The sequence below is a fragment of the Methylobacterium sp. WL103 genome (assembly GCF_008039885.1).
Classification (GTDB): Bacteria; Pseudomonadota; Alphaproteobacteria; order Rhizobiales; family Beijerinckiaceae; genus Methylobacterium; species Methylobacterium cerastii.
Genome location: NZ_VRUX01000113.1, coordinates 1 through 10,101 on the forward strand (window position 1 = coordinate 1; position 10,101 = coordinate 10,101).

The following is a 10,101-nucleotide window of genomic DNA, read 5'->3' on the forward strand; positions in this document are numbered from 1 at the left end:
CCTCGCCGGCCTCCTGGCGGGCCGGCCGCCGTCCCGTCCCGGCCCTGCGCCAGGACCTCGAAGGCCTCGGCGAGACCCTGTTCGCCTTCATGCGCGACGAGAGTTCCGCGGTCCTCACCCACCTCAACGCCCTCAAGGACGCGCGCTCGCCGGCCGACGCGATCCGCCTGCAGGTCAACGAGATGCAGCGCGCGGCCGACGCCTCGCTCACCTGCTGGAGCGAGCTCGCCCGGCGCGCGACGCGGATGGTCGCGCAGCGCTGAGGGAGGCGCGGCGCGCCTATCCCCCCTCAGCGCTGTCGAATTCATACCTGTCCGCATGCCCGCTCTGGACGGATCGCGCGGAGCACGGCACGGTCCCCTCTCCCGGTCGGGAGAGGGGACCCGCGCTTGGTTCGGCATGCGCGGCGAACTGCGTGAACCCGGCAGCTCCCCAAAGAGCGGATGTGCGCGTAAGCGCTCCCGCCTCCCCGCGCCAATCCCCTGTCGCGGCGCGGCCACAGCCGCCGCCCGAACGAAGCGTAGCCGGAAACCTTCGGTTAACCATGTCGCTCCTATGCCGTATCGGAGGCTCGGGAGGCCGACCGATGCTGCGATCCGCGCGCCTGATCCGTTCCGCGATCCTCACGCTGGCCGTGGCCCTGAACCCGGCGCTCGCCGTGTCGCCGACGCATGCGCAGGACCGGGCGCCGCCGGCGGTCGCGATCGCGGCCGACCTCGCCGCCTCGCCTGCTGGCACCAAGCTCACCCTCACCCTGTCGAAGCCGGTCGACGCTCGCGCCTTCGTCATGGAGCGCCCGGACCGGGCGGTGATCGACCTCGCCGAGGTCAACTTCCAGCTCGCCCCCGAGACCGGCCGCCGCCGCGAGGGCCTGGTGCAGTCGTTCCGCTACGGCCTGTTCGCGCCGGGCCGCTCGCGCATCGTCGTCGACCTCGCCGGCCCCGCCACGGTCGGGCGGATCGAGACGACGACGCGTCCCCGCGACGGCGCCGTGATCCTCACCGTCCCGTTCCAGCGCGCCGACCGCGACAGCTTCCGCAAGGCGGCGAGCGCCGGCGACCTCGCGCCCGCCTCCGGCAAGGCGGTGGCGCCGGTGGAGGCCGGAGACCGCCGCCCGCTGATCGTCGTCGACGCCGGCCACGGCGGCATCGATCCCGGCGCGATCGCGGTGGGCGGCGTGTTCGAGAAGGACATCGTCTTCGGCTTCGCCCAGGCGCTGGTCGCCCGCCTCGAGGCCGGCGGCCGCTACCGCGTGGCGATGACCCGCGACCGCGACGTCTACGTGCCGCTCTCCGAGCGCGTGCGCATCGCCCGCGACGCCAAGGCCGACCTGTTCGTCTCGATCCACGCGGATTCGATCTCGTCGGCGCCGCAGGTGCGCGGCGCGACGATCTACACCGGCTCCGAGAAGGCCACCGACAGCGAATCCGCCAAGCTCGCCGAGCGCGAGAACAAGGCCGACGCCGCCGCCGGCGCCGAATCCGGCGAGGGTCCGCCTGAGATCGCCGACATCCTGCAGGAACTGACGCTGCGCGAGACCCGCGGCTTCTCGTCCGGCTTCGCCAAGACCCTGATGGGCCAGCTCGGGCCGGTGATGGAGATGAGCACGAAGCCGCACCGCGAGGCCGGCTTCAAGGTGCTGCGCTCGCCCGACGTGCCGAGCGTGCTGGTCGAGCTCGGCTACCTGTCGAGCCAGCGCGACCTCGACCTGCTGCAATCGGCCGAGTGGCGCGCCTCCGTCACCGGCTCGATGGCCAAGGCGATCGACCAGTTCTTCGGCAACCGCGCCAGCCTGGTGCGGCCGGCCTCGCCGAACCGCCGCTCGGCGGCAATCGCCCCAGTTTCACCATAGATCCGGTGTCGATACGGGGCACTCGAGACCCCGTCGCGCCGTCCTCTCATCGGTCATCGTCGACGGGGACCTTCAAGGCTGCGGGCACGCCGGATCGGCCTGCGTCTTGCGGGCAGCCCCGACCCCCCTAGCCGGATGCGCTCGCGCGCACGGCCGACGAAACCGATCGACGGGAAACCGGATGCGCCTCATCCTTCGCTTCTTCGGCTTCCTGTTCAGCGCCTGCGCGGTCCTGTTCGTGCTCGCGGCCGCGGGCGGCGCGTTCTTCTACTGGAAGTACAGCCAGGATCTGCCGGACCACGCCGTGCTCGCCAACTACGAGCCGCCGGTGATGACCCGCGTCCACGCCGCCGACGGCTCGCTGCTGGCCGAGTACGCCAAGGAGCGCCGGCTCTACCTGCCGATCCAGGCGATGCCGAAGATCATCGTCGCCGCCTTCCTCTCGGCCGAGGACAAGAACTTCTACAAGCACGGCGGCATCGATCCCGAAGGGATCGTGCGCGCGGCGCTGACCAACGCCAAGAGCGGCAAGAAGCAGGGCGCCTCGACCATCACCCAGCAGGTGGCCAAGAACTTCCTTCTGTCGAACGAGCAGACCTTCGACCGCAAGATCAAGGAAGCGCTCATCGCGCTCCGCATCGAGGCGACCTACTCGAAGGACAAGATCCTCGAGCTCTACCTCAACGAGATCTTCCTCGGCACCATCGTGCCCGGACGCAACCTGCACGGCGTCGCCGCGGCGGCCCTGGACTATTTCGGCAAGTCGGTGCACGAGCTGACGATCAACGAGGCGGCCTACCTCGCCGCCCTGCCGAAGGGGCCGAACAACTACCACCCCTACCGCAAGACCCAGGCGGCGCTCGATCGCCGCAACGAGATCATCCGCCTGATGGCGGAGAACAACTACATCACCAAGGAGGAGGCCGACGCCGCCAAGAAGATGCCGCTCGGCGTCAACCCGCGCGTCGCCTTCCCGAACGCCGCCAACGCCAACTACTTCACCGAGGAGGTCCGCCGCGAGATCTCCGAGCGCTACGGCGAGAAGAAGCTCTACGAGGGCGGCCTCTCGGTGCGCACCACCCTCGACCCGAAGATGCAGGGCTGGGCGCGCAAGGCGCTGGTCGACGGCCTCGTGCGCTACGACCAGGCGCATGGCTGGCGCGGCCCCGTCACCAAGGTCGACCTGACCGGGCGCGACTGGGGCATGGCGGCCTCCGAAGTGAGCGCGCTCGGCGACGTCGCCCCGTGGCGGCTCGCCGTGGTGCTCGGGCAAGGCGCCGGCGGCCTGCAGGTCGGCCTCCAGCCCAAGCGCGAGGCCTCGGGCCAGGTCTCCAAGGACCGCGAGACCGGCACGATCCCCGCCGAGGGCATGCGCTGGGCCGGCCGGGCGAACCTCACCGCCGGCGACATGGTCTACGTCGAGGCGATGGACGGCGGCCGCGGCCAGTACCGGCTGCGCCAGAAGCCCGAGGTGTCCGGCGGCATCGTCGCGATGGACCCGAACACCGGCCGCGTGCACGCCATGGTCGGCGGCTTCTCCTACGACGAGTCCGAGTTCAACCGCGCGACGCAGGCGATGCGCCAGCCCGGCTCGTCGTTCAAGCCGATCGTCTACTCGGCGGCGCTCGACAACGGCTACACCCCGTCCTCGATCGTTCAGGACACCCCGATCACCATCGAGGCCGGCCCCGGCCAGGAGGCGTGGACGCCCTCGAACTACGACGGCAAGTCCGGCGGCCCGCACACCCTGCGCTACGGCATCGAGCACTCGAAGAACCTGATGACGGTCCGGCTCGCCAAGGACGTCGGCATGCCGCTGATCGCCGAGTACGCCCGCCGCTTCGGCGTCTACGACGACATGCTGCCGGTGCTGCCGATGTCGCTCGGCGCCGGCGAGACCACCGTGATGCGGATGGTCACCGCCTACTCGATGCTGGCCAACGGCGGCCGCCGCATCCGCCCGACGCTGATCGACCGGATCCAGGACCGGATCGGCGAGACGATCTACCGGCACGACGGCCGCAAGTGCGTCGGCTGCGACGCCGAGAAGTGGTCGGGCCAGGACGAGCCGAAGCTGGTGGACGATTCCGAGCAGGTGCTCGATCCGCTGACCGCCTACCAGATGGTCTCGATCATGGAGGGCGTGGTCCAGCGCGGCACCGCGACGATCCTGAAGCAGATCGGCAAGCCGCTCGCCGGCAAGACCGGCACCACCAACGACGCCAAGGACGCGTGGTTCGTCGGCTTCTCGCCGGACCTCGCGGTCGGCATCTACATCGGCTTCGACAAGCCGCGCTCGCTCGGCGACCGCGCCACCGGCGGCGGGCTCGCCGCGCCGATCGCTCTCGACTTCCTGAAGGTCGCCCTGAAGGACAAGCCCCCGACGCCGTTCCGGGTGCCGCCGGGGATCAAGCTGATCCGCGTGGCCTTGGGCTCCGGCATGCGCGCCGGCTCGGGCGAGGGCGCCGGCACGATCCTCGAGGCGTTCAAGCCCGGCACCGCGCCGCCCGATTCCTACGTCGCCCCGGCGGGCCAAGCCGCGGCCCCCGCCGCCGTCCCGGCGGACGCAGACCGCGCGGCGCAGGCCGGCGGGCTGTACTGAGCGGACGCCGCCAGGCTCTCTGCGGATCGCTGGTCGCCCCGCACGGCTCGCTCTCCCCGGGGGCAGGGCGATCACACGGCACCGCACCGTCATTCCGGGGCGCCGCAGGCGAGCCCGGAATCCAGAACCGCCGACGGTGCCAAGTCCGGTGCGACCTGCGGTTCTGGATCCCGGGCTCCGCTGCGCGGCCCCGGGATGACGCGGTGCTGCCGGCGGGTTTCTCCCAAGAACAGGTCGCCGTCTGCGATCACACCCTGCCCAGGGAAGAATGGTTGGGGCGAGGGGTGTTGCCCTCTCCGGTGAGTTCTCATCCCTCACCCTGTCCCTCTCCCGCACGGGAGAGGGAACCCGCGCCCGCTCCGAACGCCGTGAGGTCCGGCGATGCGGTCAGTCGGCCGCCTGGCGATCCGAGACAAAAAAAGCCGCCCTGCGGGGGCGGCTTTGGAGTCTCAGGGAGGCATCAAACAGAGCGGGACGGAGGTCTCACTCGACATCCAGACATCTGGACTACGGTGAGATTGGACAAAAGAGGTTAACGCGCCGTCAACGCGGGCGCGTTCCTCAAGTCGTCGCCGCGTTGGGCCTACCCGAGATCAGTATCGCCGCAGGTTCAGGCCGCAAGGCTGGTGAACAACCCGCGTCCGTCGGTGCCGCCGACGAGCCCTTCGACGAAGTTCTCCGGGTGCGGCATCATCCCGAGGACGTTGCCGCCCTCGGAGTAGATCCCCGCGATGGAATTGAGCGAGCCGTTGCGGTTGGCGGCCGTCGTCACCTGACCGTCGGCGTCGCAGTATCGGAACGCGACCCGGTCCTCGCCCTCGATCCGGGCGAGGGTGTCGGGGTCGGTGAAGTAGTTGCCCTCGCCATGCGCGACGCAGACGTCGATGACGTCGCCCTTGGCGTAGGCGCTGGCGAAGCGGGTGTCGGCGCGCTCGACGCGCAGGGTCTGCCGGTGGCAGATGAAGCGGCGATCGACGTTGCGCATCAGCACGCCCGGCAGCAGGCCGGATTCGCACAGGATCTGGAAGCCGTTGCAGATGCCGAGCACGAGCCCGCCGCGGGCGGCGTGGGCGCGGACCGCATCCATGGCGGCGGCGCGGCCGGCGATGGCGCCGCAGCGCAGGTAGTCGCCGTAGGAGAAGCCGCCGGGCAGGACCGCAAGGTCGGTGCCGGAGGGCAGCGCGGCGTCGGCGTGCCACATCGTCGTGACCTCCGCGCCGGCAAGCCGGAGCGCGCGGGCGACGTCGGCGTCGCGGTTCGAGCCTGGGAAGACGACGATCGCGGCGCGCATCACGCGATCTCGATCGCGTAGTTCTCGACCACGGTGTTGGCCAGGAGCTTCTCGCAGGCCGTCTTGAGGGTGGCCTCGGCGCCGGCCAGGTCCGTGGCGGCGACCTCGATGTCGAACACCTTGCCCTGGCGGACGCCCTCGATCGACTCGATGCCGAAGGACTTCAGCGCGGCCTCGATGGCCTTGCCCTGCGGGTCCAGGACGCCGGTCTTCAGCGTGACGACGATGCGGGCTTTCATGATGGGCCACTCAGCAGGGTCTGGAACGGAAGGAGGCGGAGGCGGGCGTCGGGGCGGGGTCCGACACCTCGGGTGTCGTGGCCGCCCGTCACCGGCGGGCGGCCCGCGGTGCGGCGCGCAAGGGCTCGATGCTCGTCGCGCGCTGCCAAAGCTGGAACATGATCCAGGCCGCGAGCACGCTGAACAGACCCATCAGCACGTGGCCGACGGTGTCGCCGAGTTCGAACAGGCCTGCGATGGCCCAGCCTGCGGCGATCGCCACCGCGAAGACTTCCGTTCCCACCAGCACCATCATGCTGAGGATCGTGATCAGGTTGCGGGCGTTCACGAGGACCCCTTCCGCCGGCGGCACGGATTCGCGTCCCGCTTACGACGGCGGCAGTACCCCGATTGTCGCATGCTGTGCAACCGGCAAGCGCCCCTCGCGGGTGGCCCCCGCCTCAGCGCGGGGCGCGCTTGGCCAGGATGCGCTGCAGGGTGCGGCGGTGCATGTTGAGCCGGCGCGCGGTCTCGCTGACGTTCCGTCCGCACAGCTCGTAGACCCGCTGGATGTGCTCCCAGCGCACGCGGTCGGCGGACATCGGGTTCTCGGGCGGGTCGGCCCGCTCGCCCGGCTGCGCCATCAACGTGCCGTGGATCTCGTCGGCGTCGGCGGGCTTGGCCAGGTAGTCGAAGGCCCCGAGCTTCACGGCGGTGACGGCGGTGGCGATGTTGCCGTAGCCGGTCAGGATGACGCCGCGGGCTTCCGGCCGGCGCTCCTTCAGGCGGGCGATCACGTCGAGGCCGTTGCCGTCGCCGAGCCGCATGTCGATCACCGCGAAGGCGGGCGCCCGCGCCTCGACCACGGACACGCCTTCGGCCACGCTCTCGGCGACCTGGACGTGGTAGCCGCGCGCTTCCATCGCACGGGCGAGCCGGGTCGAGAACGGCTTGTCGTCGTCGACGATCAGGAGGCTGCGGTCGGAGAATGCGGCCAGCGGGTCGGCGTCGCTGAGCGCCACGGCATCCGGGGCGCCCGACGAGCTCGATTGCGTCAGCATGAGAAGCTCCTCAAAGATTTCGCTGTATTCGTTGAGAGTTTATATAGGCGCGACATCGCCCGCGGGCAGGGGTGGGCGTGTGCCGAATTCGGGGGCATGACGCAGCGCCGCACCCCGCTCGAAGATGTGGCGCGCCCAGGAGATCCGGACCTGCGCCCCATGCGTGCCCGGCGCCGAGGCGTTGGACAGGGTGATCTGCGCGCCCGAGCGCTCGATCAGCGTCTTGGCGATGAACAGCCCGAGGCCGAGGCCGGCGCCGACCGTGCCGCCCTGCGCCTGCCCCGCCCCGCGGTCGGGGCTGCGGGTGGTCACGTAGGGCTCGCCCGCCCGCAGCAGCACCTCGGCGGAGAAGCCGGGGCCGTCGTCGCGGATCTCGAGCGTCACCCGGTCCAGCGTCCAGCGGCCCTCGATCACCACGCGGGCGTCGGCGAAATCGACCGCGTTGTCGAGGATGTTGCCGAGCCCGAACATCACGCCGGCGTTGCGGCGGCAATCCGGTTCCGGGGCGTCGCCCTGGCTCGAGATGTCGAGGGCGATGCCCATCGCCCGGTGCGGCGCCACCAGTTCCTCGATCAAATGGCTGAAGCTCAAGGTCTCGAGGAAGCCGGCGCCGTCGCCGTCGAGCGACGTCAGCTTCGAGAGGATGCCGCGGCAGCGGTCGACCTGCTCGCGCAGGAGCTGCAGATCCTCGGCAACCGCCGGCGGCGCGTCGGGCCCGAGTTGGCGCACCAGCTCCTTGGTCACCACCATGATCGTGCCGAGCGGCGTGCCGAGCTCATGCGCCGCCGCCGCGGCAAGGCCGTCGAGCTGCGACAGGTGCTGCTCGCGGGCCAGCACCAGCTCCGTCGCGGCCAGCGCCTGCGCGAGCTGGCGCGTCTCCTCCGCGACTCGCCAGGCGTAGACGCCGGTGAAGGCCGTGCCGAGCAGGATCGCCGTCCACACGCCGGAGACGTAGAGGAACGGCAACTCGATCCGCCCGTCGGCGAACCACGGCAGCGGGCGGTGGACCAAGGCCAGCAGCGTCGCGAGCCCGATCGCCAGCAGGCCGAGCGCCAAGGTCCGTTCCGGCGGCAGTGCGGTCGCCGAGATGAGGACGGGGGCGAGGAACAGCAGCGAGAACGGGTTCTGCAGGCCGCCGGTGAGGAACAGCAGCACGGCGAGCTGCACGATGTCGAAGGCCAGCAGCAGGGCGGCGGAATCCGCGCTCAGCCGGTAGCTCGCCGGGAAGCGGATGCGCAGGCCGAGGTTCAGCCAGGACGAGGCGGCGATCGCCAGGAAGCACCAGCCGAACGGCAGCCCGAGCCCGAGGCCGAACTGCGCTCCGACCACGGCCGCGCTCTGCCCGGTGATCGCGAGCCAGCGCAGGCGCACGAACGTGTCGAGGCGCAGGTGGCGCGCGTCGCGGACGAAGCCGCTCGGATCGGTGTCGAGCATGATGGCCTAACGATAGAGCCGGGGGCGGGCCGATCCAGAGCCCGCGACGATCCTCCCGCCTTGCGCCTCAGCCCGCCTCGTCGAGTTCGGGGCCACGGGTGGCGTCGAGGCCGGCACCGGGGACGGGCGGGATCGACACCGGCGCGCCGGTGCGGGCCGCCTCGTAGATCGCCTCCATCAGCACGTGGTCCTGAAGACCCTCCTCGCCCGGCGTCCGCGGCCGGCGGTTCTCCTGGATGCAGCGCGAGAAGTGGTCCATCTCCAGGGCGAACTGGTTCTTGGCGCCGATCACCTTGGTGTCCTGCGACACCACCTTGCCGTCGCGGTGGGTGACCACGAGGCGCTGGCCGACATAGGCGAAGGCGTTCTGCAGATCGATGTCGGCGCCCCCCGTATGCACGGTCAGGCGGCGCGATTCGTGGACGCCGTAGCTGGTCATGCATTGCGCCAGCACGCCCGACGGGAAGCGCAGGGTGAAGCTCACGCCCTCCTCGACCTCGCGGAACTTCGGGTCGTCTGCCGGCGAATGCGTCTGCGCCTGGATCAGGTCCGGCTCCTCGCCGAGCAGCGCCCGAACGCCGTTGAGGCAGTAGAGCCCGATGTCGGGCAGGGCGCCGCCGCCCGAGAGCGCCTTCTTCAGGCGCCATTGCTCCGGCAGCCCCGAGGTTTGGCCGTTGAAGGCCTGGATCATCCGCGGCTTGCCGAATTCGCCCGATCGGACGAGGCGCACCACCTCGACCCGCTGCTGCCGGTGATGCGCGCGCACGGGGTGCCCGGGCTGATCGCCCACCTCGACGGCGCGATCGGGCTCGAGGAGGCGATCGTGCGCGGGCAGGCCGACACCCGCCGCTACGCCAAGCGCCAGTTCACCTGGTTTCGCCACCAGATGGGTGCGGACTGGCGCTGGCTCTCGCCCGAGGCGGCGATGGCCGAGCTGGCCTGAGGCCTTTTACCGTTCCAGGCGCGCGACGAGGCTCGACGTGTCCCAGCGGTTGCCGCCCATGGCCTGCACCTCGGCGTAGAACTGATCGACGAGGGCCGAGACCGGGAGCTTGGCACCGTTGCGACGTGCCTCGTCGAGGAGGATGCCGAGATCCTTGCGCATCCAGTCGACCGCGAATCCGAAGTCGAACTTGCCCGCGTTCATCGTCGCGCCGCGGTTCTCCATCTGCCAAGAGCCGGCCGCCCCCTTCGAGATCACCGAGAGCACCGCCTCCACGTCGAGCCCGGCCTTCTTGGCGAAGTGCACGCCCTCGGACAGCCCCTGGACCAGCCCGGCGATGCAGATCTGGTTGACCATCTTGGTAAGCTGGCCGGAGCCGACCGGACCCATCAGCCGGCAGGCACGCGCGTAGGCGCCGATCGCGCCCTCGACCGTGTCGTAGGTCGCCTGCTCGCCGCCGCACATCACGGTGAGCACACCATTCTCGGCGCCGGCTTGGCCGCCGGAGACCGGGGCGTCGACGAAGCCGACACCCGCTTCGGTGGCCGCCTCGGCGAGTTCGCGCGCCACCTCGGCCGAGGCGGTGGTGTGATCGACGAAGATCGCGCCCGGCTTCATGCCGGCGAGCGCGCCGTCCGGCCCGAGCACGACGCCGCGGAGGTCGTCGTCGTTGCCGACGCAGGCGAACACGATCTCGGCG

Annotated in this window: 8 protein-coding genes and 3 pseudogenes; 4 read left to right on the plus strand and 7 right to left on the minus strand. The window is 70.8% G+C overall.

Going from position 1 to position 10,101, the window contains the following annotated elements; genetic code table 11:
• The 3 genes and pseudogenes from FV222_RS09645 to FV222_RS09655 all read left to right on the plus strand — a co-directional run.
• Positions 1-263, plus strand: a pseudogene (locus tag FV222_RS09645) (hypothetical protein); the annotation flags it as partial.
• Between the two features lie 323 nt (positions 264-586).
• Positions 587-1,852: an N-acetylmuramoyl-L-alanine amidase gene (locus FV222_RS09650; RefSeq protein WP_147754100.1), complete on the plus strand. Its 1,266-nt coding sequence runs from the start codon at positions 587-589 to the stop codon at positions 1,850-1,852.
• A gap of 181 nt (positions 1,853-2,033) precedes the next feature.
• The gene (locus FV222_RS09655; protein WP_147754101.1) at positions 2,034-4,454 is read left to right on the plus strand and encodes a penicillin-binding protein 1A; all 2,421 of its coding nucleotides are present in this window, start codon (positions 2,034-2,036) and stop codon (positions 4,452-4,454) included.
• Between the two features lie 610 nt (positions 4,455-5,064).
• Here the strand turns inward: FV222_RS09655 and purQ are convergent.
• The 6 genes and pseudogenes from purQ to FV222_RS09685 all read right to left on the minus strand — a co-directional run.
• Complete coding sequence (purQ, locus tag FV222_RS09660) at positions 5,065-5,745, minus strand: phosphoribosylformylglycinamidine synthase subunit PurQ (RefSeq protein WP_147762720.1); 681 nt, start codon at positions 5,743-5,745, stop codon at positions 5,065-5,067.
• A complete protein-coding gene (purS, locus tag FV222_RS09665) occupies positions 5,745-5,984 on the minus strand; it encodes a phosphoribosylformylglycinamidine synthase subunit PurS (RefSeq protein WP_147814040.1) in 240 nt (79 codons plus the stop codon). The genes purQ and purS overlap by 1 nt, the downstream gene beginning before the upstream one ends.
• Positions 5,985-6,072: 88 nt before the next feature.
• Complete coding sequence (locus FV222_RS09670) at positions 6,073-6,312, minus strand: hypothetical protein (RefSeq protein ID WP_147754104.1); 240 nt, start codon at positions 6,310-6,312, stop codon at positions 6,073-6,075.
• A gap of 112 nt (positions 6,313-6,424) precedes the next feature.
• A complete protein-coding gene (locus FV222_RS09675) occupies positions 6,425-7,024 on the minus strand; it encodes an ActR/PrrA/RegA family redox response regulator transcription factor (RefSeq protein ID WP_147754105.1) in 600 nt (199 codons plus the stop codon).
• A gap of 39 nt (positions 7,025-7,063) precedes the next feature.
• The gene (locus FV222_RS09680) at positions 7,064-8,458 is read right to left on the minus strand and encodes an ActS/PrrB/RegB family redox-sensitive histidine kinase (RefSeq protein WP_147762723.1); all 1,395 of its coding nucleotides are present in this window, start codon (positions 8,456-8,458) and stop codon (positions 7,064-7,066) included.
• A gap of 67 nt (positions 8,459-8,525) precedes the next feature.
• Positions 8,526-9,194 (minus strand): annotated as a pseudogene (locus FV222_RS09685) (Gfo/Idh/MocA family oxidoreductase); the annotation flags it as partial.
• Between FV222_RS09685 and FV222_RS09690 the strand changes: the two are divergent.
• A pseudogene (locus FV222_RS09690) lies at positions 9,192-9,401 on the plus strand (tRNA (adenosine(37)-N6)-dimethylallyltransferase MiaA); the annotation flags it as partial. The pseudogenes FV222_RS09685 and FV222_RS09690 sit on opposite strands and share 3 nt — an antisense overlap.
• 6 nt (positions 9,402-9,407) lie before the next feature.
• On the opposite strand, the gene FV222_RS09695 reads toward FV222_RS09690, so the two are convergent.
• The coding region (locus FV222_RS09695; protein WP_147814042.1) for an NAD(P)-dependent oxidoreductase at positions 9,408-10,101 on the minus strand (694 nt) is incomplete at its 5' end.

Excerpts from the sequence above, each read along its gene's own strand:
- FV222_RS09650 (WP_147754100.1), top strand. The coding sequence starts at position 587 with ATGCTGCGATCCGCGCGCCTGATCCGTTCCGCGATCCTCACGCTGGCC.
- FV222_RS09655 (WP_147754101.1), top strand. The coding sequence starts at position 2,034 with ATGCGCCTCATCCTTCGCTTCTTCGGCTTCCTGTTCAGCGCCTGCGCG.
- purQ (WP_147762720.1), bottom strand. The coding sequence starts at position 5,745 with ATGCGCGCCGCGATCGTCGTCTTCCCAGGCTCGAACCGCGACGCCGAC.
- purS (WP_147814040.1), bottom strand. The coding sequence starts at position 5,984 with ATGAAAGCCCGCATCGTCGTCACGCTGAAGACCGGCGTCCTGGACCCG.
- FV222_RS09675 (WP_147754105.1), bottom strand. The coding sequence starts at position 7,024 with ATGCTGACGCAATCGAGCTCGTCGGGCGCCCCGGATGCCGTGGCGCTC.
- FV222_RS09680 (WP_147762723.1), bottom strand. The coding sequence starts at position 8,458 with ATGCTCGACACCGATCCGAGCGGCTTCGTCCGCGACGCGCGCCACCTG.